At 48.9% G+C, this 26,469-nt stretch carries 20 protein-coding genes and 6 pseudogenes; 10 read left to right on the top strand and 16 right to left on the bottom strand.

From position 1 onward, the window contains the following. Positions 1-296: 296 nt before the first annotated feature. The 8 genes and pseudogenes from JCM2765_RS06755 to JCM2765_RS06720 all read right to left on the bottom strand — a co-directional run bounded on the left by JCM2765_RS06755 (position 297) and on the right by JCM2765_RS06720 (position 7,589). Positions 297-1,145 carry a methyltransferase domain-containing protein gene (locus JCM2765_RS06755; RefSeq protein ID WP_054735283.1) on the bottom strand — a complete coding sequence of 283 codons (849 nt, stop codon included), beginning with the start codon at positions 1,143-1,145 and terminating at the stop codon, positions 297-299. 40 nt (positions 1,146-1,185) lie between these two features. After that, entirely contained in the window at positions 1,186-1,500 is a 315-nt protein-coding gene (locus JCM2765_RS18065; RefSeq protein ID WP_225352021.1) for a transporter permease, read from the bottom strand. Continuing rightward, positions 1,488-2,321 (bottom strand): SLC13 family permease, encoded by an 834-nt coding sequence (locus JCM2765_RS06750; protein WP_225352020.1) that lies wholly within the window; start codon positions 2,319-2,321, stop codon positions 1,488-1,490. The genes JCM2765_RS18065 and JCM2765_RS06750 overlap by 13 nt, the downstream gene beginning before the upstream one ends. Further along, positions 2,308-3,497 (bottom strand): annotated as a pseudogene (locus JCM2765_RS06745) (MFS transporter). Before JCM2765_RS06745 ends, JCM2765_RS06750 begins: the two are co-directional and overlap by 14 nt. A gap of 775 nt (positions 3,498-4,272) precedes the next feature. Continuing rightward, positions 4,273-5,004, bottom strand: coding sequence for an acetolactate decarboxylase (gene budA / locus JCM2765_RS06735; RefSeq protein ID WP_054735277.1), 732 nt, complete (start codon positions 5,002-5,004; stop codon positions 4,273-4,275). Positions 5,005-5,179: 175 nt separating this feature from the next. Next, a complete protein-coding gene (locus JCM2765_RS06730) occupies positions 5,180-6,109 on the bottom strand; it encodes an L-lactate dehydrogenase (RefSeq protein WP_054735274.1) in 930 nt (309 codons plus the stop codon). A 103-nt stretch (positions 6,110-6,212) separates the two neighbouring features. Beyond that, complete coding sequence (locus tag JCM2765_RS06725; protein ID WP_054735270.1) at positions 6,213-6,596, bottom strand: hypothetical protein; 384 nt, start codon at positions 6,594-6,596, stop codon at positions 6,213-6,215. A gap of 54 nt (positions 6,597-6,650) precedes the next feature. Beyond that, positions 6,651-7,589 (bottom strand): quinone oxidoreductase family protein, encoded by a 939-nt coding sequence (locus tag JCM2765_RS06720; protein ID WP_054735267.1) that lies wholly within the window; start codon positions 7,587-7,589, stop codon positions 6,651-6,653. 174 nt (positions 7,590-7,763) lie between these two features. Here JCM2765_RS06720 and JCM2765_RS06715 point away from each other — a divergent pair, with 174 nt between their 5' ends. Continuing rightward, complete coding sequence (locus tag JCM2765_RS06715; RefSeq protein ID WP_054735264.1) at positions 7,764-8,249, top strand: MarR family transcriptional regulator; 486 nt, start codon at positions 7,764-7,766, stop codon at positions 8,247-8,249. Between the two features lie 111 nt (positions 8,250-8,360). Here the strand turns inward: JCM2765_RS06715 and htpX are convergent, their stop codons facing one another. The 3 genes and pseudogenes from htpX to JCM2765_RS06700 all read right to left on the bottom strand — a co-directional run bounded on the left by htpX (position 8,361) and on the right by JCM2765_RS06700 (position 11,368). After that, on the bottom strand, positions 8,361-9,260 hold the full coding sequence (gene htpX, locus JCM2765_RS06710; RefSeq protein WP_054735261.1) for a zinc metalloprotease HtpX: 900 nt from the start codon (positions 9,258-9,260) through the stop codon (positions 8,361-8,363). Positions 9,261-9,276: 16 nt separating this feature from the next. Beyond that, a pseudogene (locus JCM2765_RS06705) lies at positions 9,277-9,839 on the bottom strand (LemA family protein). A gap of 405 nt (positions 9,840-10,244) precedes the next feature. After that, positions 10,245-11,368 (bottom strand): annotated as a pseudogene (locus JCM2765_RS06700) (aminotransferase class I/II-fold pyridoxal phosphate-dependent enzyme). 533 nt (positions 11,369-11,901) lie between these two features. Between JCM2765_RS06700 and JCM2765_RS06695 the strand changes: the two are divergent. The 3 genes and pseudogenes from JCM2765_RS06695 to JCM2765_RS06685 all read left to right on the top strand — a co-directional run bounded on the left by JCM2765_RS06695 (position 11,902) and on the right by JCM2765_RS06685 (position 13,516). After that, a complete protein-coding gene (locus JCM2765_RS06695) occupies positions 11,902-12,126 on the top strand; it encodes a DUF2829 domain-containing protein (protein ID WP_054735257.1) in 225 nt (74 codons plus the stop codon). Further along, positions 12,126-12,881: a 3-oxoacyl-ACP reductase gene (locus JCM2765_RS06690; RefSeq protein WP_054735253.1), complete on the top strand. Its 756-nt coding sequence runs from the start codon at positions 12,126-12,128 to the stop codon at positions 12,879-12,881. Before JCM2765_RS06695 ends, JCM2765_RS06690 begins: the two co-directional genes overlap by 1 nt. 138 nt (positions 12,882-13,019) lie before the next feature. Beyond that, positions 13,020-13,516, top strand: a pseudogene (locus JCM2765_RS06685) (QueT transporter family protein). A 274-nt stretch (positions 13,517-13,790) separates the two neighbouring features. On the opposite strand, the gene JCM2765_RS17105 reads toward JCM2765_RS06685, so the two are convergent. From JCM2765_RS17105 to JCM2765_RS17095, 3 genes are read right to left on the bottom strand one after another with little or no spacing between them, the layout of a single operon-like run. Next, the gene (locus JCM2765_RS17105) at positions 13,791-14,258 is read right to left on the bottom strand and encodes a YdcF family protein (protein ID WP_156301706.1); all 468 of its coding nucleotides are present in this window, start codon (positions 14,256-14,258) and stop codon (positions 13,791-13,793) included. Then, positions 14,255-14,689 carry a YdcF family protein gene (locus JCM2765_RS17100; RefSeq protein ID WP_156301705.1) on the bottom strand — a complete coding sequence of 145 codons (435 nt, stop codon included), beginning with the start codon at positions 14,687-14,689 and terminating at the stop codon, positions 14,255-14,257. Before JCM2765_RS17100 ends, JCM2765_RS17105 begins: the two co-directional genes overlap by 4 nt. Positions 14,690-14,712: 23 nt before the next feature. Continuing rightward, complete coding sequence (locus tag JCM2765_RS17095) at positions 14,713-14,901, bottom strand: hypothetical protein (protein ID WP_156301704.1); 189 nt, start codon at positions 14,899-14,901, stop codon at positions 14,713-14,715. Positions 14,902-15,093: 192 nt separating this feature from the next. On the opposite strand from JCM2765_RS17095, the gene JCM2765_RS06675 reads away from it, so the two are divergent. Both JCM2765_RS06675 and JCM2765_RS06670 read left to right on the top strand, forming a co-directional pair. Next, positions 15,094-15,354 carry a hypothetical protein gene (locus JCM2765_RS06675; protein ID WP_054735250.1) on the top strand — a complete coding sequence of 87 codons (261 nt, stop codon included), beginning with the start codon at positions 15,094-15,096 and terminating at the stop codon, positions 15,352-15,354. Next, positions 15,347-15,766 carry a GTP pyrophosphokinase gene (locus tag JCM2765_RS06670; RefSeq protein WP_082405025.1) on the top strand — a complete coding sequence of 140 codons (420 nt, stop codon included), beginning with the start codon at positions 15,347-15,349 and terminating at the stop codon, positions 15,764-15,766. Before JCM2765_RS06675 ends, JCM2765_RS06670 begins: the two co-directional genes overlap by 8 nt. A gap of 548 nt (positions 15,767-16,314) precedes the next feature. Here JCM2765_RS06670 and JCM2765_RS06665 read toward each other — a convergent pair. Beyond that, a pseudogene (locus tag JCM2765_RS06665) lies at positions 16,315-17,942 on the bottom strand (FAD-dependent oxidoreductase). A gap of 385 nt (positions 17,943-18,327) precedes the next feature. Between JCM2765_RS06665 and JCM2765_RS06660 the strand changes: the two are divergent. Next, on the top strand, positions 18,328-19,443 hold the full coding sequence (locus tag JCM2765_RS06660; protein WP_054735243.1) for an MFS transporter: 1,116 nt from the start codon (positions 18,328-18,330) through the stop codon (positions 19,441-19,443). Positions 19,444-20,406: 963 nt separating this feature from the next. On the opposite strand, the pseudogene JCM2765_RS06655 reads toward JCM2765_RS06660, so the two are convergent. Next, positions 20,407-22,520: pseudogene (locus JCM2765_RS06655) on the bottom strand (AAA family ATPase). 354 nt (positions 22,521-22,874) lie between these two features. On the opposite strand from JCM2765_RS06655, the gene JCM2765_RS06650 reads away from it, so the two are divergent. The 3 genes from JCM2765_RS06650 (at position 22,875) to JCM2765_RS06640 (ending at position 26,469) form a co-directional block, all read left to right on the top strand. Further along, positions 22,875-23,855 (top strand): aldo/keto reductase, encoded by a 981-nt coding sequence (locus JCM2765_RS06650; protein WP_054735240.1) that lies wholly within the window; start codon positions 22,875-22,877, stop codon positions 23,853-23,855. Positions 23,856-24,400: 545 nt separating this feature from the next. Beyond that, positions 24,401-24,940: a hypothetical protein gene (locus JCM2765_RS06645; RefSeq protein WP_054735237.1), complete on the top strand. Its 540-nt coding sequence runs from the start codon at positions 24,401-24,403 to the stop codon at positions 24,938-24,940. Between the two features lie 602 nt (positions 24,941-25,542). Further along, the gene (locus JCM2765_RS06640; RefSeq protein ID WP_054735234.1) at positions 25,543-26,469 is read left to right on the top strand and encodes a KxYKxGKxW signal peptide domain-containing protein; all 927 of its coding nucleotides are present in this window, start codon (positions 25,543-25,545) and stop codon (positions 26,467-26,469) included.

Below are 26,469 nucleotides of genomic sequence, written 5' to 3'. Positions count from 1 at the left end.
GGGCCTGGCGGGTTTACCGGACTCGCCTTACATGCAGCTCTCAGTCTCGCGCAACACCATTCGGCGTGGTGGCCAGAAAACGCGTGGTTGACAAGTTCCTATAACTTCAGGAACCCTGGAAATAACAGCCAAAGTGGCGCCGAATTTTGTAGCCTGAAAGCGCCGGTTTTCATGCGGCTTTGGCGAGCGAAGCGACGACAAACAGCCTTCACCCCAAATCCACCCAACGCTTACGCTAGACACAAACGACAACAAAAAAAGCCTACCCAACAAGGTAGACTCACTAAAATTCTAAATTAAGAAGCCGTCACAACGCCAACCTCAAAGTCAGCCGTAATCGACGCCAACCCCTGTTCTAAAATCGCATCTTTTCGGTCAGCTGCCTGCCAAGTCAACGGCGTCATTTCAAACAACGCTTTAAACAGTGCTGGCGTTAAACTAAATTCGTAATGGACCGGGGTGAAGTCAATGTCGCCGTATTGGTCGATAAAATGCTGTTTAACGGGCGTATTATCGTAGGTTGCGTGTTCACCTTCCGGATAAACCAGCGCCCGTAATTCCTTCAAATATTGGCTATTCGGGATGACTTTAATCAACCGGCCACCCTTAGCCAGTACCCGGTCAAATTCATGGTAGTTAGCCGGCGATAAGATGTTAACGATCGTCTGAACCTGATGGTCCGCAAACGGTAACCGCGCCAAGTCGCCCACGGCAAACAGGGGTTGGTGTTCAGTGATTGCGCCAGAACCAGCCAAGTTGATGGCTGGCTTCGAGATATCAATGCCGACATAATCACCCGCAACGTGCTGGTTAGCCAGCCATTTAGTCGTCGTTCCTTCGCCGCAACCAGCATCCAGAATCAAACCGCCACCGTCAATGTGCCGCAACACTTCCTGCAGCATTGGCTCAAAGAACCCGGCCGTCAAAACTTGTTGCCGGTACCGCAGCATTTCATCCGAATATTCGGTCTTCACAGGGGCGTTAAGTAAGAACAACGTGCCCTTTTTGGAGACATCAAAGTTATGGTCGTTTTCGCACCGCAACGTGCCATCATCCGCCGTCAGTAAACGTCCCTGACACACCGGACACTGAAACTGAGTTAAGTGCCGGGTCAAAAACCGGCTCGCAAGTTCTGCTTTTTTCACAACGTTCCTCCATCATTTTGCTAATAGGGTCAGTGTACGCTTAACCCGCTAATTGAAGCAACCCCCAACCAACGAGGCCGAGGACCAACAACGCGCCAAAGTTCAAGACCGTGGCCACACGTAAATACCGTCCGGAAGGCTTCACCACCCGGTTTTGGTAGGCTTTATACGCCAGCAAGTTCGCCAATGAGGCCACTAAAGTCCCTAATCCACCAACGTTGACACCTAAAAACAGTGCGTGAACTTGACCGGTGAATTTCGCCAGTAAAATCGTGGCCGGCACGTTACTAATGAACTGGCTCAACCCGAGTGCACTAAGATACGTGGTCAAAGGCGTGTGCACTAACTGTTGCACCCCGCCAGCGATCCACGGCGCCCGACTGAGATTGCAACCGCAATAAAGAAGCCGATGAAGGTCAGCAACAGCCCGTAATCGATTTTAACGATCAGTCGCCAGTCAATCAGTACCAACAACCCAAGCGCTACTAGCCCCATCACCCAAAGCGGAATCAGTGAAAAGATCCCCAATAGGATGACAACGGTCGCAACCCCGGCAATGCTTACTAACCGACCATTGAGTTGCACTGGTACGGATTGCGGGCGCTCAATTTGGTGCTTCGGAATCAGCCAAGAAAGGCCCCACAAAAGAATCGCACTCGCCACACTGATTGGCCAGGACAACTGCAAGAAGTGTCCTAAACTCAAGTGGTAATGCGTGAGCAAAAATAGGTTCTGCGGATTGCCCATCGGTGTCAACAGGCTCCCAAGGTTGGCTGCCATCGCAATCAAAACGGTGGGCATCACCGCCGAGAAGCCCACCATCTCAGAAATCATCACCAATAATGGCACCAATGTGATAATCGCCACGTCATTTGTCAACAACATCGCGCTGAAAAACGCCAGTACCAACAATACCTGCACCAATTGTCGCTGATGCTTCACCGGCGCAATTAACCGCGCCGCTAACGCATCTAAAACGTGTAGCCGTTCAAATACCTGAACCACCGCCATTAACGCTGCTAAGGACGCAATCGTCTGCCAATTCACGTCACTGAGTCGCGGTCGGCTAATCAGCATCGTCACTAACGCAACCGCCAAGGCGACCCACATCATCACATCGTGCTGCAGTTGCCGTAAAAGTTCCTTGATCATCGGTAACCCCTTAGCTGATTGCATGTGCTTTGATCCGCACCGCAAACGTCATCAAATAGGATACGCCCAAGAACCCGGCCACGACAATGTAAGGATAGTGGGTATTCATATCCAGCAACGCGCCAGACATCAATGGGCCAATGACGTTCCCGACACTGGTCAACGACATGTTAAGCCCATTGATCAGCCTTGATTCTTGGCGCTTAATTTGGTCAACAACGTGGTAATCGCCGGCCGAAGTAAATCAAACGCCGTGAACGCAAACAGCGTAGCGATGATGACTTCAATCTTGCTGTGGGCAAAGATAATCCAAATCGTGCCCGCAAATGCTAACAGGAAACAGTAGCGAATCAGCCGCGTTTCCTTCAACCAGACCACGAGGCGATCGAACAGCATGACCTGGAAGAACAGCGAAATCAACCCGTTCAGCGTCAAGACTAACGCAATGTTGTCGATGCTGAAGTGGAACACTTCGTTGACGTACAGGCTGTAGATACTTTCAAACCCTTGTAACCCAAACGAAGACACAAGAATCAGCACAAACAGTAAGATGACGGGCTTGATCAACAGGTCACGCCAATCGCCCTTCATGCTGTTGATATCCCGCTGCATTTGCTCCACGTCGGTGTTGACCATGTCGATATCCGAATCTTTTGGTAACATCGCCAACAAGGCAATCGTGCTCAACAACCCGAGAACCCCAGCGACCCAGAACGGTGCCTTGTAGTCGATGCCGGCAAGAATTCCACCAACGCCGGGGCCAAGGATCAAGCCACCACTAAATGCCGCCGAGAGCCAGCCAATCACCTTCGCCCGTTGCCGCTTGGTCGTAATATCAGCCGCCAACGCCATCCCAGTGGGCGTCACCATAGCAGCCGAAATTCCGCCAATAATCCGTGAGATGTTGAACACCCACAGATAGTTCGTCACGGCAAAGACAAATTCCGACACCATGTAGAGCGCCAAGCCAATCGCTAAAATCGGTTTCCGCCCTACCTTATCCGAGATTCGCCCCACAATGGGAGAAGCCACGAACTGCGCCAACGCAAACAGCGACGTCATGATTCCCATATCCAGTGCGGATAAATGTAGTTCGGTCTTCAAGAACGGCATCACCGGAATGACGAGACCGATTCCCAGACAAACCAGGAACTCACTGAGAATTAAAATAAAAATGGCGCGTTTGACTTTGGCTGACATGAACGATTCCTCCCCTTGTTTGGTTGATTAATTTTTTGTTCGTAAATTGCGCATAAAGAATAGTATAACAGTTGTTTTTGGGGGAAGTCCAGTATAGAGAGTGGAGAAGGGCGGTTAGAGAGCAGTGTGTAAGGTGACTTCAGTAAAAGCGCCCCGGGCCTGGGCGTTTTTACTGAAGTCACCTTACATGCAGCTCTCTGCCCTTCGCAACTCGTTTCGGCGCGGAGGCCTGAAACCAGTAACGTAAGCAGGCTTCTTAATGTGCCCGATTATTGCCAATTAGAAGTTAACGTGGCATCGAAAATACGTAGCAGTGACGCACGTCGCCAATCCTGCCCGGCTAAGACACCATTTGAGTTTGATTCAAGAATAGTACCCCCCAACTATTCCCTACCAATTCCTATTTAAACGCGAAAATCGACCACTCGCAAGGTAGGTTGCGGGGGCCGATTTTCGGTTAGGTGTTTATTCAGTTGTTTGAGAAACCATTTTATTATTAATCTGATTTTCTTACGACGTTCATTACTATTTCAGTGACTTACCCGGCGACGCTCACTACTATTACCTTATTTTCGGCTCAGTTCAAACTTTTGCTTTCTCAAAGTCAGCTCAATTAAGCAGCTTGTCACCGTTATTTCGTTCTGGCCACCGCGCCGAAACGTGCGAAGCAAAGCAAAGAGTTGCATACAACGCACCCAAGCAATATTGCTAAAAACCAGCCAATATTGCTTGGGTGCCGTTGTACTCCACTCTTTAACCGCTTTGCTTCGCACTCTTATTTCTCCGCCGCCCTAATCGTCTCCGTAATCTGATCATCCGAAAAATCATGATCCATATACGGCTTATTCTTAGTCGGTAAGTGTTGTTCCAGCGTATCAAACACCTGTAACCCCACTGTCGCTTGATCGACGTGGAAGCTTAACACGTGGCCACCGAAATCGTGGTCGTCTGAGATGAAGTGGTGGTGGAAGCCGCCTACCGCTGCACCATCAAAAATTTCTGGTGAGTAGTAACTGACTAAGGTGCCGCGGACATCGTCCTTTTCGAACAACCCTTGATTCCGCGCCGTTTGGGCCAGCGTGTGGTAGGGTTCGACCGATTTTTCAACCGCCCGCGTCTTCACGTGGGTAAACGTCCCGGTGACTTCAATCGAGAAGAAGGTATTTTGCGCAGCCGCCTCCTGTAAAACCTGTTGTTCTAGCATAAATTGGTTGGTATCACTAACGTTCACTAGTTTTTTAAAGGCCGCTTGGTGGACCGTCACAAAGGGCATCGTAAAGTCGTCATCGACAACGGTCACTTTGCCGTCACTTGTCACTTGATAGGGTACGCCGTCCAAAATGATCAATTCACCATCAAGGCCTTCCCCGGTTCCAATGCCGGTATCACCGTGCTTCAACAGTTCGCCCATGGTAATGGTGCCGGCAAGTAACCCCGGTACGAGTAAGGCGAGCGTGCCATGTTGATAAAGCGTTGTTGGTGATAAGAGCGTTTTTGATGCTGTCATGAAATCATTTCCTTTCAGATAGAGTATGGTCAATTTGAGACTATGTACGGCGGAGTCAGCCCCCGTCACGGCGTCGCTATCGTTCAATAGTGAACATTCCCCATAGCGTACAAAAACCCTTCGTCAAACGTTGGCAAAATTCCCGCGTTCGGCAAAAGGCCTTTTCAAGTTTAATTTAGCTGTTTTGTTGGCTTTCAGCAAACTTTTGTTGAATAAAGTCCGCTGAAACCTGTAACTTCTTCAATTCTTCTTCGGTCAGATCGAGTTGGATCTGTTCTTGAATCCCATCTTGGCCAACGATTGCTGGGTAAGACAAGTAAGCATCGTATTCTTTGCGGTAGTTTGATACCGGCAATTCAGTTGCGGCACCGCTTAGGATCACGTTGATCAACCGAACCGCCGCTGAAGCAATCGCGTAGTTGGTATAATGTTTGCCATTAAAGACCGTGTAACCACCAGCCCGCGCCTCTTGATCAAGTGCTTCTAGGTCCAAACCTTTGTCAGTCGCAATCTCGGTGATTGGCCGACCCAACACGCGAACCGTGGACCAAGCCGTAAATTGAGAATTACCGTGCTCTCCCAAGTTATACCCGTTTACGGAGCGCGCGTCAATCTTTAATTCATTGGCAACCGCTCGTTTCATCCGGGCAGAGTCCAACAACGTCCCGGTTCCGATGACGTGATTCTTAGGTAAACCAGTGATTTTCTGGTAGATTGACGTGATGACATCCACTGGGTTCGTGATGACCACTAAGATGCCGTGGAACCCAGACGCTTTGATCTTACCCGCCACGTCCTGAGCTGCCTTGCTGGTAAATGGAAATTCCACGAAGCGGTCATTAGTCGTCGTTAATTGTAACGCAATGTTGCCGACTGATGACACCACTAAGTCTGCATCCTTCAACGCATCGTAGTCGTTCACCGTGATTGTCGTGTGGTGCGGGAGGTTTGGCATGGCATCTTGAAAATCAAGTGCATCCGCGTTCACCTTTTCTTCCCGCGTATCAATGAGAACTAACTCGTCCGCATAGCCGTCAACTACAACGTGGTGGGCAATCGCTGCCCCAACGTTTCCGATTCCGATAATGCCAATTTTTCGTGTCATGCCGCAACACTCCTTAAATTTTAATGTTCTCATCTTAATTTAGCATGTTCTCGCCGGGGTTTAAAGCCCTAGTTCACCAAAACCGCGTTGATTGCTGGATTTTTCATCTTTTGGGTAGGTTTGATTGTTGAAAATACACCACTAACCCCCAGATTCCCGGAACTGCGTAGAGCGGACTCCCTAAGAAGGCCAACACCAAGAACACGATTGGCATCGTGGCCGTGCGAACCGGCGTTAACCGCCAAGTCGCAACAAATGCTACAACTAACAACACCAGTTTCCAAACGTTCCAAAAACTTGCTAACACCATACTGAAGCCAACTGGCCAGTACGAATGACTGCCCATCATGCCCATGCCATAGTGCCGCATCCCCATCATCATGCCAGTATGCCACCAACTAGCACCTAAGAATCCCCAGAGAACGCCAAGTAACGCGATTCCCCAGATCACCCAAGCCACCGTTTGAAGCGTTGATTGCTGTTTCACGCGACCCCCTCCTATTCGGTTCTATTTTATCGCAGTTCGGGGGTGAAAACGAGATTATGGACGAAATACTAACCGGTTAGTCGTCGCCGTTGGCCAGTTTTCATGAACCGTCTTCAATGGCGCTGTCGTAACGGGCACCGCCAACGTGTCAGCTTCAATTAATTTCAATAATCCGGGAAATTGGCCTAACATTTCTGGCAACGCGAGTGAGCCTTGGCCACTCCCCAATACCGTCAACGCTGTACTTCTAAGCGCGGCACTCGGAAACGCCATCTCTGATCCAGCTAATGAACCAATTTCAACCCAGTCAAGTGGTTGTGCGTGGTTGTGACGTTGCGTCAAAATGCCCATCATCACTTGGCGAGTGACATCACCCCAGAGGTAGTCGAGTACCACATCCACGTCACTCACGGCTGCCAACTGCGACTTTAAATCAGCATCCGTCAAGTTGATTGTTTGGTCAGCAGCGCTTGCCTGTAATTCGGCAGCGTTGCGGCCAACCCCAATGACCGTTTTGGCACCAAAGTACTGACTAATCGTGACTGCCAACCGGCCAGCATTACCCGTGGCGCCCAACACCATCACTTTTTTATTCTTAATCTTCGCTTCACCCAACCGAACTTTGATGGCCATATACGATGACAACGCTGGGTTTGCGGTTGCGGCAACCACCGCAGGATCAACCGTATCCGCTAGCGGTAAAATTACTCGTTGATCAACCACGGTTTGGTCCGCTAATGCGCCATAAACTGGCCCAGTGGCACCAAAATAGACTAATTGACCCGCCTGAGTTCGACCAACGCCATCGATGCCGGGAATCAATGGCAGTTGGTGATTACTTGTGTAGTGGCTCCCATTCGCTTGAGATAACACCCGCTGATTAACACTAGCGGCAAGAACATCGATCAACACTTGGCCCTCTTTTGCGATTGGTGCGTCAAATTCTTGGTAAGTTGGCGCTTGGTTAAAATTCGTTACTACGGCTGCTTTCATAGTTAAAACTTCCTTTTTTAAATTATTTATTACTAGTAATGTATTTTAGAGTATACGATTAATTACTTGTAATGTAAATAGATTACTAGTAATATTTATGAATGAAGTTAACCCTTAGCAATTGCGCTACTATTTAGTTCTGTTAAAACATCATTCAAAAAAGGAGTCCTTTCCATGACCAACCTTCAAACCCTACGTCAGGTCATCCAATCCCTCGAAGCCCATCGTGGCGACTTTCACGACGTCCTCATGCAACGAATGCGACACGATTCTCGCCTGACACCAACCCAATTAGAACATCTTGGCCATCAACGCCTTAACCACTCTGAAATCGAGATTCTCAGCTTAGTTAACCAAACGCACGAACTCCCCTATAAAACGTTGACCAGCCAAGTCAACTTTTCACAGGGCATGCTGTCGCGATACGTTAAAAAGTTACTCACCGCTGAACTACTTGTCAAAGTACCTTTACCTAACAACAAAAAAGCCTACGACCTCGCCATCACCCCAACCGGAACGATTCTGGCCGAACTTCACGATGCGTTACACCGTGAAGAAGCAGCGGCTTACAATACCGTTTTAGCTCAATTTAGTGAGTCTGAACTAGAAACAACTGAGGCGGTATTACGGGCGATGGGACAGGTATCACTGAAAGCGTAGCTGCTTACCGGAATCGGTAGTTCAAGCAAAGCGTACCTCATAACCGAAACAACAGCATCACAGGCGCAACAAAAAAAGACGACCGCAAAAACTGGCAATCGCCTTTTCTCATTACATATGCTCAAGTCGATCAATCCGATCCGCCATTGGTGGATGGGTATCAAACAGGTGAGCAAAGCTGCGTTTCTTCTTAAACGGATCGGCAATGTAAAGCGCTGCGCTACTAGCATCGGGTGCCTTCATGGGGTCCGCAACCGAAATCTTCTCCAGCGCAGAGATCAACCCATGGGGATTCCGTGTCAGTTCAACCGCACCGGCATCCGCCAAATACTCACGGTTACGCGACAGTGCCAGTTGGGCAATCGTAGCGGCTAACGGTCCCAGAATCACCGCTAGGATCGAAATCACCAGCATGATGACCTGTAACCAGCCGCCACCCTCGTTATCGTTATCTCGTCGGCGACCGCCACCCCACCAGAAATAGTGGGTCACGAAGTTCACCATCATACTGATTGCGGCCGCTAACGCTAAGGCAATGGTTTGTAGTCGAATATCGTAGTTGCGGACGTGGGTCATTTCATGCGCCATCACACCTTCAAGTTCTTCACGGTTAAGCCGTTCGAGAATCCCACTAGTCGCCGCCACCGCAGCGTGTTCCGGGTTGTTCCCCGTCGCAAAGGCGTTGGGACTAGGATCGTCAATGATGAACACCCGCGGCATCGGGACCTTGGCCACCAACGCCATGTCTTCCACCACATGCCAGAGTTCCGGTGCCTGTTCCGCACTAGTGATCTCGTGACCGTGATTCATCTGCATGACCACGTTGGTGGAGTTACTGATCATAATGCCACAGTAAACCGCCGCAAATACCAGTGCCATAACTGCTCCGGCAACCAGACTATTCCAAAAAACGTAGCCAATGGCACTCCCAATCACCAGCAACAGTAACACGAACCCGACCATGACGTAGACCGTCCGCCGTTTATTTTGTGCAATTTGTTCGTATAGCACGCCGCATCATCCTCGCTTATTTATCAAAGGAAACCTTTGGGGCTGCCTTTTCTTCTTCAGGCACCTCAAGGTAATCGCTCAACTTGAAGTGGTGAATCGACGCCACGATGTTACTTGGGAACGATTGGATCTTCAGGTTAAAGCTGGCCACACTTGAGTTATACAGTTGCCGAGAGTAGGCAATCTTGTTTTCAGTGTTGGTCAGTTCTTCCATTAACTTGGTGTACTCACTATCCGCCTTTAAATCTGGATAAGCTTCGGCCACCGCAAAAATACTCTTCAAAGAAGCACTCAGTTGGTCGGACACTTCCATGGCCGCTTGGTGGTCACCGGCTGGCACATTGGCCATTTGATTCCGTAAGCCAACCACCTTTTCCAACGTACTTTGTTCGTAATGACTGTAGCCTTCACCGTTTCAATCAGGTTTGGGATCAAGTCGTTTCGCCGCTTGAGTTGCACGTCGATTTGGCTCCAAGATTCTTGAACGTAGGTCCGGCCCTTGATCAAGCCGTTGTACGCGCTAATGTAAGCAATCACCAAAATCGCAACGATTACGGCAACAATAATTCCTGCAATCACGTTAATTCCCCCGTTTCAATTGACGTTAAGTCGTCTCAATAAGTTCATTCTAACAGGAAACGTTAGCTAAGCCCACTAATTTAGGCGACTATTTAACCTAATTTAAGCTTGATTTCATATATGTTATCGAACGTTTCACCCTTGAATTTATCAACTTATCGTTGTATGCTAACCAGCGTATACATAATTTAAGGAGATGTTGGCGTGAACTTCGATCGCAAACTTCGACTGACCGCTATGGTAACCGGCGCTTTGATTGGCGCCTTCAGCTTACTATTTCAGTGATTATTATTCCGACCAGCCCATTAAGCAAAAATACCCGAGAATCCGGATTGGATTTTCAGGTATTTTTTATTTTGCATTAAAATTATTTGGTTAAATCCTGCAACAACTTGCCCAACGCGCTCACGGCCGTCCGGATATTCTCATCACTCGAGCGTAGCTGATCCGTAAGTAACGGTCATCGCCAAACGGCTTTCCTGGCATAATACCAACGTGATAGTCCGCCGCTAACCGATCCGCAAACTGTGTGCTGGTCTGGTGACAAGCTTCTGGAATCTTGGCGAAAATGTAGAAGGCCCCACCGGGTTCGACCATTTCAAAGCCGAGTTTAGTCACTCCTGCTTCAAGTAAGCACAGCGTTTTTGATAAATCGCTCGCATCTGGGCAGCATCATCTTGGCCGTGGGTCAGCGCTTCAACCGCCGCGTACTGGACGATTGAGGTCGGCGTGGTGACTTGGAATTGATGGGCTTTCGCAATTTCATCGATCACCCCAGTTGGCCCAAAAGCAAAGCCGATTCGCCAGCCGGTCATGGCGTGGGATTTAGATAACCCATTGATAATGATGGTTTGATCTGGAAGCCACGTTGACAGCGAATAGTGCTTCACACCGTAAGTTAACTCACCATAAATTTCATCGCTAATGATCCACAGCTCACGGTCTTTCAGAGTTGGCACTAGTGCCTTGAGTTGGTCTTCGGTATAAACGACCCCGGTAGGATTACATGGATCTGTAATCACAACCCCACGAACCGTCACATCTGGATGAGCTGCGATCGCCGTCTCAACTTGTTCAGAGGTTAACACAAACCCAGAATCACTGGTATCCACCATAATTGGTGTTAAGCCATTCACATTAGCCAGCGTCTTGTAAATTGGATAAGCGGGTCCGGGAATGATCACCCCGTCACCCGGGTTAAATAGCGTCTTGAAGGTGGCGGCTAATCCTTCCGTGGCACCAACCGTACAGAGAATCTGGTCCGCCGAATAGTTGTAACCGAACTTCTCACGGTAGTAAGTTGACGCCGCATCGCGAAGTTCTTGAATTCCCCAGTAGTAAGTATAGTGGGATTGGTTATCATTGATCGACTGAATCGCAGCCTGCTTAATGTGCTCTGGCACGTTGAAGTCGGGTTCACCTAACGTGAGCTTAACGATACCCGGGTACTGACTGATCTGATGGTCAAATTGGCGTAGGGCTGAAGGTTGAACATCGATAATTTCTGGATTGAGTTGTTTTAGATCCATGGCAGGTCCTCCGTTTGCTTGTTTATTTTTTCACTTTTTTAAAGTTGTATTTTCTTTCACTTAATTTTAATGATAGGCGCGTTGTTGGGAAAATACAACTGGGGTTAGGGAATTATTGGGGATTCTTTATGATTTGGTAGTGGGAGGTGGTTGAGCGTTCCGGAATTAAAATGGGATTGCCTTTGCCTCGTTTCTTTTGATTTCCTGCTGTTCACTGTCCTCGAGACTAAACGTGTTCCTAGAAACTGAAGTCTGCACCTAAGGGCAACTGACCAAAAAGCCCAAAGTTCAGGTTTTCTGGTCAGTTGCCCTTAGGCTCCGACTTTAACCCGTTTTTCTTCACACTCTCTGCTGTTCACTGTCCTCAAGCCGAAACGAGTTCCATGGGGCAAAGAGCTGCATGTAAGCTAACCTTGGTAAAATCCCAAGCCCGGGGATTTCACCAAGGTTAGCTTACACACCGCTCTTTAACCGCCCCATTCCACTCTCTCTTATGTTACACTAAACCAAACAACTCAAGGAGGTCATTCCACATGACATTTGAAGCAATTTTACCCCATATTAAAAACGGCGAACGCGCGGTTCGGACTGGTTGGGAAGGGACTGAGCTCTTTATCGAACTTCAGCCTGCTGGCACTTTTAACGGTGATGCCTTGAATCCTTACTTCCTGATTAAGACAGCTGACGAAGCTTACAGCGCTTGGTCACCTACTGACTGCGACATTTTGGCAACCGACTGGGAACTGGTGACCGATTAATGGCTGGTCAATTTGACGGTCAAACGGTTATCGTGACTGGGGCGGCCTCCGGCATCGGTGCAGCGCAAGCGCTTGGTTTTATTAAGGCTGGCGCTAACGTTATCGCAGTCGACCAAGACATGGTCGGACTTCAACAAACCGTCACAACGGCCGATAGCGAACGGCTCCATCCGTTGATTGGTGACGTTAGCCGACCACAAACGGCTGAACAAGCCGTTGCGTTGGCACTATCTGCCACTGACCGTCTCGACATCGTCTGCAATACCGCGGGCATTCTTGACGGGTACAGTCCCGCGATGGATACCAGCTTTGACCAGTGGCAACACATCTTAAACGTTGACCTCAACAGTCAGTTTCTGTTCGTCAAAGCCGCCCTCCCCACTTTTCTCGCCCAAAAGCACGGTGTCTTCGTCAACATGGCGTCGATTGCTGGTCTCGTTGCCGGTGGTGGTGGGATCGCCTACACGGCTGCTAAGCACGCTATCATTGGTTTGACGAAACAACTCGATATCGACTACGCTGCTGAAGGCATCCGGGCTAACTGCATTGCGCCCGGTGCCATCGACACGCCAATGAACGCCGCTGACTTCGCTGGTGACGGTCACATGGCTAAGTGGGTGGCTGATCAGACACCAGCTAAGCGGTGGGCTTCTGCTGAAGAAGTCGCCAACCTCACGTTATTTGTCGCTAGTGAGCAGGCCAGTTACATTCACGGCACCACGTTGCCAATTGATGGTGGCTGGTTAGCCCGATAGCTTAAACTGCATTTGGCATCAGTTTCCAAACGTGCTAAACTAGTGGCTGATGTTTTTCCAATTCGTTTCATCCCCGACACTTCAATCCTTTGGCCGGGGTATATCACTAACCACTATATTGGTTATAAAGGAGAAATTATGAAGAATTCTGCAAACACATCAAGTCTCTCAACTCAGAGTATCGCTAAAACCGCCGTGGTCGCTGCACTTTACATCGCGATCACCATCATTCTGGCCCCCATCAGTTTTGGGGTGGTCCAGATTCGGATTGCCGAGATGTTTAACTATCTGGCGCTCTATAACAAGCGGTATATCTGGGGCGTGACCTTGGTGTGTTTTTAGCTAATTTCACGTCACCAACCTGGACGCTGGACGTACCGATTGGCACCCTCTCAACGTTACTGGTCCTCATCCTAGTTCGCTGGGTCACGAAACGCATCCCGGATATGCGGGTCAAATTCCTAGTGACCGATATCATCGTCTCACTATCAATGTTCACCATCGCAGCCGAACTCCACTGGATCTCAAACCTGCCATTCTTCTGGAGCTGGCTGACGATTGGTTTGGGCGAGTTGTTGTCGATGTCGATTGGTGGGGTTTTGATTTATGCGTTGGGGAAGAGGATTAAGTTTTAGAGCGTGAGGAGAAGCGGTTAGAGCGCGGCGAAGGGAAAAAGTTCCGGAATGACTATTTCATAGTAACTAAATTCTGGAATAAATAAGCCCCATTAACGCCGAAACAAACGCCGCCTCAAAGCACGTCGCCATTAACCACTCTAAGATAGGAAAACCCTATCTTTAGCGTAGTTCCCCACCATCACTACCCAATTCAACCAAAACAAACAACCATCAAAAACGCCATGCGCTCTGACAACCTCTCAGAACCCATGACGTTTTTAAAATCTCAAAACTAAATCGAATCAATAAAATGCTGCAAACTCCGCACCACGCCAGCAATCCACTCCGGATGCGCCGACAAAACGCTCCAAAACAGCGAGAGCACAAAAATCAATCCCAGCATAATCGTATGAAGCCGCTTCTGCCGAATGACGATGGCGATGTACTCACGCACCACGGCATTTGGTAAGAAGAACCGCGCCGTCCGCGACCCAATTCCGGCCGCCTTTAAGCCCACCGTCTTAGCGAAAATTGCCGCTCTAAACGTGTGGTAGTTGTTGCTGACGAAGATCACTTTTGGCTTACTCAACTTGAAGCCGTCGATAATCTTCTTAGAAAATGACATATTCTCCAACGTCGTGCGGGATTCAGTCTCCGCAATCGCATCGTTGACGTCAACATCGTGAGCAATGGCGTAACGGCGCATCGCTTCGCCTTCAGGAATGGTTTCATCGCCACCCTGACCGCCAGAAAGAATCATTTGGGTGCTTTACCGGTCCGCTTTTTCTGGATTTGGTAAAAATGAATGCCCCGGTCAATTCGCTGGGCAAGCAGTGGCGTAACCTTATCGCCGTCCATTAAACCGGCACCCAAAACGATGATGAAATCTTTGTTGTGACGTGGCCAGTACAGTTGATAGAGCACTAAGACCGTCAAATAGTTATAGAACCAAAAGACCGCGTACGCGATGCACATCGCGGGAAACGAGATGAACAGCGTTGACCAGAATAGCGGTAAGTGGTTCTGAATCGCCTGCGCGATAAACGGCATGATGATAATGGCAACGCCTAAATACAGCGTCAGCATGTTTGCCAGCGAATGACTCTCTCGGCGCCAAACAATCGCCGCATTCCACAGTAGCAAAACCGATTGAAAGGCAAACAACATGCCGATACAAAATAGCAGAAACAAAAATAGAAAGCCAACTGGAAAAATCAGCCGTTGATGCCCGATACCAGAATCGTTGCGCCAACGTCAGCCCAAAAAGTATAGAAAAATAGGTTAAACCAGATCCCGTTACGCAACTTGGTGCGGTCCCGGAGATAACTCGCCAGAAAAATCAGCAAGAAAACGGCGGCCGCGACCCAGGTGAATTTTAGGATCGTTACGTATTGTGGTGCCAAATTAAAATTCCTCCCCTAAAAATTAGTCCGAAATCGGGTATTACCGCCCGCTCGGTAACTAACGCTGGCTTTATTATAGCGTATTGCGGGTTATCCGGGAACAAGCCTCACAGATAATTATCATGCGTGGCAAATGCTGGATGTCGTATAATAGGTGTAAGCTGTTAACCTGAAAAAAGAGGAATTTAAACCATGAATAATCAAGCCTTCTACGAGGACTTAGTCGACCAACGAACGATTTCTGATTCAATGAAATTAGCGGAAGCTTTCATGATTCGGTACCGAACCGCCATGGATTTCGTCATGGACAAGCTCAACTTTTTGAACCGGGAATTTAAACTGAAAAACGACTACGATTTAGTGGATAGTATGCAACACCGGATCAAACGCCAGATAGTATTTTGGAAAAAGTGGACCGGAAACACTTTCCAAAACGCGCGATACCATCTTTAATAAGCTTCACGATATCGCAGGCGTCCGCGTCATCACTCGATTTATCAGCGACGTTTATACGATTGAAGATATGTTGATGGCGCAACCCGATGTCACTGTGGTGCAACGTAAGGACTACATTGAGTACCCCAAGGAAAACGGGTATCGGAGCCTACATCTGATTGTGTCGGTGCCGATTTACCTGTCTAGCGGGACGGAAAACATTGACGTTGAGATTCAGATTCGAACCATCGCGATGAACTTTTGGGCATCCGTTGAACACGAACTGAACTATAAAAAAGACGTTGCCAATAAGACGCTACTACGCGAAAATCTGTCGCAAACGGCGGACGATGTATCGTTGCTGGACCGGAAGATGGATCGGCTGCGTGGGCGGATTTGGAAGAGTCAGAGTGAGAATTTGCGGGAGTAGGTTTGACCGTAATTTAAAAGGACACTGCGCTACACCGAGGTCGGTGATCGCGTAGTGTCCTTTTTGGTGATTTGGTTTTGTTGGCTGGTCAAGCACACTCTGGTAGTGTTCTTTCGTACTACCGAGTGCTTATGGCGACGTGCATTCCTACTACTTTGGTTTCGGCGCCGCTTGAACTTCAAGGTTCCGCAAGTCAACTCTATTAGGAAGTTTGTCAGCATTCGCACGTTCTGGCTACCACGCCGAAATGCGCTCCGCAAGGCAGAGAGTTGCATGTAAGGGCGGGCCAAGCAAACCTACCAAAACCGGTAGCGTTCTTTCGCACTACCGAGTGCTTGTGGCGACGTGCATTCCTACTACTTTGGTTTCGGCGCCACTTGAACTTCAAGGTTCCGCAAGTCAACTCTATTAGGAAGTTTGTCAGCATTCGCACGTTCTGGCTACCGCGCCGAAATGCGCTCCGCAAGGCAGAGAGTTGCACGTAAGCAACTTCCGCCCCAAGCCCCAAAAACCAGGGCTTATGGCGGAAGTCGCTTACGCTCCACTCTCTAACCGCCTTGCTCCGCGCTCTTAACCACCACAACCTGATACCCATTCCCCATCAAAATCGTCGTCGCATTATACGGCGCCAATCCTGGACGGTACAGGATGTAGACTGGGCGGTCCTTTGGGATGTCTGCTAAGCGGTCCCGTAATTCGCTTAATGGCACGTGCAAGTTGGCTCGCAACGTGCCGTAAGCTGGTTTGCCTGCTTCGCGGACGTCCAAGAAGATACCCGTTTCGCGTTCTTCTTGCGTTAAGTCGCTGTAATTAACCACTGTTTCGGTTTGGTTCAGCTTATTTAACGCCACGTAGCCAACGATATTCAACGCATCCCGACTGGCGGCGTATGGTGGCGAGTATGGGAATTCCATGCTTGGTAAATCGTGCACCGTTAAGCCACCCGTAATGGCCACTGACAGCTCGGCAGCCCGTTTATCCACGCCACTGTGGCCAACGAACTGACCGCCGTAAATCTTGCCGGTCGCCTTATCAAAAATCAGTTTGATGTTCAATCGTTGCGCATTTGGATAGAAGAAGGCGTGGTCAAACGGCGTGACGAATAACGTTTCGTAATCGGTGATCCCCGCTGCCTTCAGCGTCTGTTCCGTGTACCCCACGCAACTCGCCGTCAGATCAAAAATCTTCACGACACTGACGCCGATAAAGCCGTTATAGGTCAACGGTGCACCGGTCAAAATATCAGCTAATAAATGCCCTTGCCGGTTAGCCGGACTGGACAGCACGCTTGGTGTTGGTAAGCCGGTGATCAAACTGGTGGTTTCAATCACGTCACCAATCGCATAAATGTTCTCAACGCTAGTGGCCAAATGATCATCCACCACAACGTGCCCGTTAGCTGCCAGTTTAATGCCCGCACTTGCTGCCAGTTCGTTATTCGGCCGCACGCCGGTGACCACGATCAACATGTCGGTTGGCAAATGCTGACCATCAGCCAACACCACCGTGCGCCCTGATCCTGCACCATAGCAACTGATTGACCTAAAATCACCCGAATGTCATGTTGGGTCAACTCCGCTTGAATAAACGGTGTCAGCTCCGAATCATACGGCTGCATCACCTGCTGTGCTTGGTCGACCAACGTCACCGCTAAGCCAGCGTGCCGGAAGTTTTCAGCCAGTTCAACCCCGGCTGCTCCGGCGCCCAAGACCGTCACGTTTTGCGGCTGGTGAGCGTCCATGAAGGATTTGATATGATCCGCATCCGTCATACTGCGAATCATAAAGGCGTTATCGACCTCGTTAATACCCGTGATTGGCGGCAACACTGGCCGTGCACCGGTTGCTAAAACGAGCTTATCGTAGCCCTCTTCATACTGTTCGCCAGTTTTAAGTTCAGTTACCGTCAACACCTGCCGAACCGGATCAATTGCCGTGACTTCATTATTGACGCGCACATCGATATTATTTTTCTGCTTCAAAATCGCTGGTGTCCGTTCGATCAACGAGTCCCGGTCAGTGATCACGCCACCTAAATAGTACGGTAACGCACAACTGGCGTACGAAATGTGGTCGCCCCGTTCCAGCAACACGATCTCCGCCTTCTCGGTAATTCGCCGTAACCGCGTCGCAAGCGATGGTCCCCCGGCAACGCCGCCGATAATCACAACTTTCATGAAAAGTCCTCCTTTAAATGCAACCGTTTACTTAATGACTTAAGCATACCGATTTCGGCGAATCACCGCAAGAATAATCCTTCAAATGAGACGTGAAAATTATCGGCTTCAAAGGTAATTGGCGGCCTTGAAACCAATCAGCGCCACCAGCGCGACTTTCAATCAAACTACCCGCGTCATATCAATTAAACTCAGCAGTTTTTCAATTCCGTCATTCTTCCAATCAAAACTTGACGCTCTCCAAGAATTTCGCTAAAGTAAACTTATTAATCGGAGCGTCACTATGACGAGATAAGATGAAAATCGGACGGCGAACACGGCCAGACAAGATTAGCGATAATTTTGTCTGGCCGTTTTTAGGCCGCCTACTGAAAGGATCCTCACCATGTCTACTCAACGTTCATTTTGGACTAAAAACTTCACCCTCCTGTTTGGCAGTAACGCCCTGCTGTTTATGGTGTACAACATGCAAGTCCCCGTTCTCCCACTGTTTGGAAAATTCTTGGGATTGAGCGCCTCCCAAATTGGCCTGTTTGTCGGAACCATTATGTTTGCCGCAATGGTCGTTCGGTTGTTTTCAGGGAAATTATTGACAATTTTCAGTAAGAAAACGTTGCTTCTGGTTGGTGTGCTGCTCTACCTGTTCACGTCCATCGGCTACCCATTGCTCACGCCATTTGCCTTCTTGATTGCATTACGAATCCTCAACGGCGTCGGTCACGGCCTCGGCACCACCTACTTCGCCACCGCGGCAGCCGATGAACTGCCGATGAACCGACTTGGCGAAGGAATGGGCTACTTCGGTGTTAGCAGTATGCTAACGGCGTCTTTAGCACCTTTAATCGCCCTGCCCATCGCACAACACCTCGGCTACAACGCCTTCTTCATCACCTGCATCATTATTCTGGCCTTTCCCGTGTTAATGCTCTTTTTCATGACCCCAAAACCGGTAGCAACGACAAATACCGCTACTTCGCTACGGTCTAGCTTTGACATCGCCTTTCTGCCACAGTGCCTGCTGGTCTTCTGCCTCGGCGTTATCATGAACGGGGTTGCCGCGTATACCACGTTGTTTGCACAACAACGCCACGTCACAACGATTGCGTGGTTCTTCTTTGCCGCGGCCGTAGTCGGCGTTTTGATGCGCCCATTTGTCGGCAACCTGTTTGACCAACGCGGGCCGTTCATCATCATGATTCCTAGCGTTGTTTGCCTCATTGTTGGGCTGCTACTGATCATCAACGTTCACACCGGCTGGCAACTCATTTTAGCCGGCGTTTTCTACGGCGCAGCGGACGGCGCCATCTTCCCAACTGCCCAGTCTTGGTCCTTAAACGCGCCGGCATGGCTAAACGCGAATCTGCAACCGGCATGTTTCTCAACAGCTACGACTTCGGTATGGGCGCCGGCGCCTTCGTCCTTGGTAAGGTCATCGATTTGTCCAGTTACACGGCAATGTTTTGGGGATTGCTTGGGTTTACTGGACTTTATCTGCTATTGACGTTGTATTTTGCTTATCGAAAAGTTTAACTTACGTTTGTGTCCAGCGTAAGCATTCTGCTGTTTAGTTTGTGAAGTGCGGTGATTTGCGTAAGCTGTCGATTCCGGTAGCCGGTCAGGTTCCTGCTGTGGGGCCGGCCTGAGCCAAAGGGCGGTCTCAGTCCTCGAATTTCAGCCTCGCCAAAACCCATGCGAGTCTGAAATCGTCCCCGATAATTAGCGGTTGTTGAAAAATCGCCAACAACCACCAATTATCGCGACACAGCATACACCTGGCCGGCTACCTCCATCTCACATTGCGCAGTTCGGTACTATCGCAGAACATCAAGTGCTTGACTGTACGGTTGGCTACAGGATTGCAACGATCACCGTTGATTTGACGAACGCCTAAGTTGACGCAGTCTGAGTATCAACGTAACTACGTTAAATCCACGCAAATGTGACGCATACTTGGCGAATCTTCTACAGCACAATCGTCGATTCATTCCGACAACTGAGCATCGACCATAATCGTTTCTGCAGCTATTGAGTTACTGTCCAACGTTGCCGCCACGCGGTTTCGTCAACTTCAGAATATGACAATCAACTGTTCTGGTTGCCAACAGCGCACCATGTAGCGGGAGGCGGAGGCGCGCGGAGCTCAGCAGTGTCGGTATGACTTAGGCAGTCGTGCCCCGTGGGTTTCGGGGTGCGAGTGCCTTATGTCATACGCGAGACGGAGGAGATCCGGCATGGAAGTGGGCTTCTTCCATTCCTAGCTCCGGAGCGAGCCACTGCGTTCCAGCTCGCATAGCGCCGGAGCCTCCCGCGGCATCCTCCCACTATCCAAAACCAGCATCACTGAACTTCACAAACTAAAGATGCTTACGCTAGACACAAACATAAGACAAAAAAGCCACCGCACCCGAAGCAATCAGCTTCAGATACGATGGCTTTTCAAATTGAATTTAACACAACATCAAACTTAGGCTTCCGTGATGACAATCTTGTCGTCAACTAAATCAGCCTTTAACGCCTTAACGTCCAAGTGATCCAGATAGAAGTCGGTGACTTGGTCCCGGATTTCTTGTTCGATGACCCGACGAAGTGGACGAGCGCCCATGGCCTCATCGTAGCCGTCGGTCATGAGGTGGTCCTTAGCCGCATCGGTAACGGTCAAAGTAATGCCCTTCTTAGCCAGCGTCCTGTTCACGTCGTCTAACAGCAAGTCCACGATTTGACCAAGGTCTTCCTTGCTGAGGTGACTGAATTCAACGATGCCGTTGAACCGGTTCAAGAATTCAGGTCTGAAGTATGGACGGAGCCGATCGGATAAGGTTTGGTCCTTAGCATCGTCGCCAGTGAGGGCTTCGTTGCCGAAACCGGCGTTAGAAGTGGCGATAATGATGGTGTTCTTGAAGTTCACCACGTTGCCTTGCCCATCCGTCAGCCGACCATCATCCATAACCTGCAACAACAGGGTCAAGACTTGTGGATCGGCCTTTTCGATTTCATCCAGTAAGACGATCGAATATGGGTTCCGGCGAACTTGTTCAGTCAACGTGTTGCCGTTATCTTCGTAGCCCACGTAACCAGCGGTGGTCCCAATCAACTTGGAAACCGCGGTCCGGTCGCTGTATTCACTCATGTCTAACCGGATGATGGCGTCCTTGTTACCAAAGAGGTCAACGGCTAACTGCTTCGCCAATTCCGTCTTACCGACCCCGGTTGGGCCAACGAACAGGAAGCTGCCGATTGGCCGGTTGCCTTCATCAAAGCCAGCCCGGTTACGACGGATTGCCCGCGCAACCATGTCCACGGCTTCATCTTGGCCGATCACCTTAGCCTTCAAACGATCCGCGATGCCCTTCAACCGTTCGATATCGTTGGTGCCCATCTTAGAAACTGGGATGCCAGTCAACCGTTCAACGGCGGCTGCCACGTCATCTGGTGTGGCAACGATGGTGGTCGTCTTGGTGTCATCAGTCGCCTTCAACGCCTTGTTCAAGCGGTCAACTTCGGCCTTTGCTTTAGCGGCCTTCTCGTAGTCTTCCGCCTTCGCAGCACTTTCCTTTTCCGCTTCAGCCGTCTTCAATTGGGCCTTCAAACTAGCGGTATCGTTACTTGGCTGACCAGCAGCTAAGTGCGCCGCCGTCATGTCCAACAAGTCAATCGCCTTATCAGGTAAGGTCCGTTGTGGCAAATACTGAACGGAATAGTCCACGGCAGCGTGTAACACGTCATCTGGCAGTGAAACGTGGTGGTGATCCTCATACAACTTCTTGATACCTTGCAGAATCTTGAAGGTGTCTTCCGCAGTTGGTTCGTTGATCACAACATCGTTAAACCGACGTGCCAACGCAGTATCCTTCAAAATGGTGTTCCGGTATTCATCCTGCGTCGTTGCACCAATGACGGTAATGTCACCACGAGACAATGCTGGCTTGATGATATCGGCTAAGCCTTTGCCACCATCTTCGCCACCGGTTGAGCCGATGCCGAGAATTTGGTGGATTTCGTCAAAGAACAAGATGACGTTGCCTGCCGCCTTAACTTCCTTGACCAAGTTCTTAATGTTGTCTTCGAATGAACCCGTAACTGGGTGCCCGCTTCCAACGAAGACAAGTCGATTGAGTAAATTTCTTGGTTTTTAACACTGTCTGGGACCTTACCGGCAACGATTGCTTGAGCTAAACCTTCAACAACCGCGGTCTTCCCAACGCCGGCGTCCCCAACTAGAATCGGGTTATTCTTGATGCGACGACTTAAAATTTCAGCCGTTTCTTGAATCTCAGAGTCACGCCCGATTACTGGGTCCAACAGACCATCCCGAGCTTCTTGGGTCAAATTACGGCCCAATTTCTCCAGAATGCCGCCCTTCTTTACAGCGCGGTCACCCGCATCATTCACTTCAATTTCGTGTTCACGATCCGGTAACTTACCGGTAGCACGGTATTGTGCAAATTCATCGGGGGTCAATTCGTGACCATTGACCTCGTAACGGGCTGTACTGCCGTCACCGAGTTGTCGAGAGATCTGGTTGAACAGATCATCCATGTTGTTATTGAAAAATGGGTCGTTATTAAATAAGTTAGCCATTTCGATTCCTCCTCCATTGATTGGTGTCGCGCAAAGACACCGCCAAAACTGATTTGACGGTGCCTCGCTGATTGCTATTAAGTTGGATTAGTTTTCAGTCGAAGCGGCTAGTCTTATATATTGAACTTTCGTCCGATATAGTTTAACTATCCCCGTCAACAGTATCTATAATAGCACCTTTTTAGCACTCGTGCAAGCAGAGTGCTAATTTATTTTAAATTAATTTTCGAAGTCGGAACAAAGCCTGATTTGACGGCTTTTTGACTGGATTTAACGACCGTTGGCTTACTTCTCTACGCGTGTGAAAACTAGTATAATGAAATTATCAAAACGCTTTCAAGGAGGAATTGGTTTATGTCAGAACAAGTTACGATCGGTAAAACAGACGTCACCGCAACGGCTTTAGGGTTAGGCACGAACGCCGTTGGGGGCAACAACCTCTTTCCAAATTTAAAGGATCAAGACGGCATCGACCTCGTTAAGGCCGGCATCGATAACGGTATTACGTTATTAGACACCGCCTACGTTTACGGGTTGGGCCACTCCGAAGAACTAGTCGGTCAAGCCATCAAGGACTACGACCGCTCTAAGTTGATCATTGCCACGAAGGGCGCTCACGACTTCTCAAGTGGCGAACAGGTCATCAATAACGACCCGAAGTTTTTGACTAAGCAAGTCGATGAAAGTCTCAAGCGTCTCAACACAGACTACATCGACATCTACTACATTCACTTCCCAGATCACGATACACCAAAAGCCGAAGCCGTTGGCGCTTTACAACGCCTGCGTGAACAGGGTAAGATTCGCGCTATCGGAGTTTCCAACTTTAGCTTGAAACAAATTAAGGATGCCAACGCTGATGGTTACCTTGACGTTGTTGAAGACGAATTTAGTCTCCTTCACCAAGACCACGGCTCACGGATGTTACCTTACTTGAAGCAAAACAACATCAGCTTCGTGCCATACTTCCCACTGGCTTCTGGCCTGTTGACTGGTAAGTACACGAAGGACGTCACCTTCCCAGCCGACGATATTCGCAGCCAAATCGCCGACTTCAAGGAACCACGTTATGGTCAGATCCTATCCGCCGTTGATGCCATTCGCCCAATTGCGGAAGCTCACGATGCCACGGTCACCCAAACGGTTTTGGCATGGTACATCAAGAACCCACTGATCAGTGTGGTCATTCCAGGTGCCAAAAAGCCAGAGCAAGTCATTGCGAACGCAAAGGCCATGAACGTCACCTTGAGCGATTCCGAATTCAACGACATTGATAAAATTTTTGATGGGTTCAAATACGGGACAACTGGTAAATCACTGGCTGATCCAGACTAACCCTTAACGTTTAAGAACTGTCATTGTTTACGATCATGTGAACGGTGACGGTTCTTTTTTCTGGTCATCAGATTGGCTTTTCACAAGCGAACAAAATAATACTATTCCGGTGAAACGTGGAATATCACAATTGAAATGAATTTGTGCAGGTTTAGACAACTTAGCGAGACATTATTTCAATACTGTTATCCCTCAGATTCCGGTTTTAAAGTTATTCGTTAAATCCACCAGCAAAATAGTGAAAAGTTTATACAAATGTGGTATAAATTTATTATTAATCGGTTTTTTCAACGTTTTCTAGCCCTTTTATGTCATTTATTTAGCGAATGTAACCGCTACCCTTAAATTGACATGAGAACTGTTATAAACTGTTAGTAATCCCTGATTGTATCAGGATTAAACTTTAGTAAACGGATTTACCATTTTGATATGATACAGTATCATTGACTGCTTGAGTGAACGAAATTAACGTCACAACTAGCACTGCGCTAATGGGTGACATGACCCCCATTTAATTCCGCGCCAGTTAGGAGACTAGTCACAATATGACCAATAATCCAATATTTGATGATTGCTATAATATCATTCCTGAAACGCAACGCGCTGCCAAGGAGGATCGTGAGATGACCCCTGCAGAACGTGGCCGTTTTGACTTGGTTCGCAACCTCTGTTCGGTTGTGATCTCATTCACCGACCAGTCAACCTCGGCGCCGCAACCCGCAGCGTTAACCCCACAGGAACACTTGGATGATGACCCAAACGATCCTGCTATCCAAACAACGATCGATTACTTGAATTACTTGAACGACATCAGCCGATTGATTACGAAGATCAAGTACTTGTACGCGTTGTCCAAATCCAGCGAGTTATACCGGATGTTATCCCTCTTCGAACAAAAGACGGGCTTCCACTGGCAAACTGGTAAATGGCTAATGGATAACCAAAGCGAGGTCCTCTTCCTATGTAACAACAACGACCCCGCCACTGAGATTTTCAACGATAACGCAAAACTCCAAAAGAAGTTCTTAAAGTTCGTCACGGAGGAACAAGCAAGCGAAATGGTGAATAAGGGAACCGATGCTTGAGGGTGTTGGTTCCCTTTTTGAGAGAGTGCGAAAACACGCGGTTAGACCCCAGAGTATAAGTGAAGGCAGGCATGAATCCCCGATTTTTGGGGATTTATGCCTGCCTTTACTTATACGGCCGGGGTCTGCGTGTTTTCGCACGTTTAGGCTATATAACAGCACAGCACTTCAATATCCGCATCAGCAACCATCAATCCAAGACCACCACTTCAATCCTTACCAATCCAATCCCACTACGTCATGATCCCCATAGTTGTTCCACGTGAAACACCCAAACCTATACCTTTTCCCACTAAACCCCCTCTTCACAATCTGCTCATTCTGACTGTTCTCAGCACCTCCAGATTCCCCAAACTATACCCATTCAACCTGTAACCCCCACCATCTTCGGCCTAGCCATAATTGTGAATAAGTCCAATTATTTCACTTATGCTATAGATTAGTTTTTTAATTATTTTTTCACGAAATTACCATCATTTTTTACTTGATAGCGACAATTATTTCCGGTATGTTTGACCTATACCAATCCTGATTTAATTCCCAGTTTCAGACAGGAACCCGCTAATCGAATGACTTTAACTATCTAGGAGGCCATCCACACCATGGAAAAAGCAACGCATTTAAGACGACGCCTGGACACCGATACGCAAACCAAACTTGTTCGTTATAAACTATACAAATCTGGTAAATTGTGGCTAATTAGCAGTAGTGCGACGATTTTAGCTGCATTGGCCCTAACTAGTCACCCATTGGTTGGTCACGCCGATACAGGTTCGCCAGCAGAGACCGCCACTGAATCAGTCATGGTCGGTGTTGATAATGAGGTTACTGAAACTGATACCACTGACACCACCGATACAACGACAACCGAACCGACATTAACCTCTTCAACGCCTACGCTTAACAATATCGATGAACCAACAACTGCACCAATGACTGACTCAACCGAGCCACAATCGGTTCCCGTCGTTGAGTCAACCCTAGATAGCAGCCCTGCCACACCATCCGAAACTGCTGATACAGCTTCGGCAATCGCGGCAACGACCTATGTCCCCGCTTCAACACCGGTTACTGAATCCCAGCCAACACCAACGGCACCTCAACCAAACCCAACAGTGCGTTCAGCACGCGCAACAACCCCCGTAACGCCAACACCTAAAGCTGCACAGTTAACCGCCCCCAACGCCGAACTGGTCAACGTTACCCAATATATCAAGGATCTCGCACCCGAAAATTTAGCCAAATACGGCTGGTACCTCAGCCCCAGCGGTTACTATACCCGAATCACAGCTGGTGACTACGAATATATCGGTCCGGATGCCGCTGGCACCAGCGCGGCTGAACAAGCCCTTGCGCAGACACTATTTAAACAGCCCATATTCCCTAAAAACTATCAGATTTGGGCAACCAATACCCGAATGAACAACGGCAAACTGGAACTCACTCGAAAGTCCGTGATCACCGTTCAGATTCTGCCACTACCCTCACCCCACCAAAGGACATTCGCTTTATCGGTCCGGCCACGGTGA

It is taken from the genome of Secundilactobacillus similis DSM 23365 = JCM 2765 (assembly GCF_001311075.1).
Taxonomy (GTDB): domain Bacteria; phylum Bacillota; class Bacilli; order Lactobacillales; family Lactobacillaceae; genus Secundilactobacillus; species Secundilactobacillus similis.
Note: the sequence above shows the minus strand (reverse complement) of the source record. Positions and strands in the feature narration are given on the sequence as shown.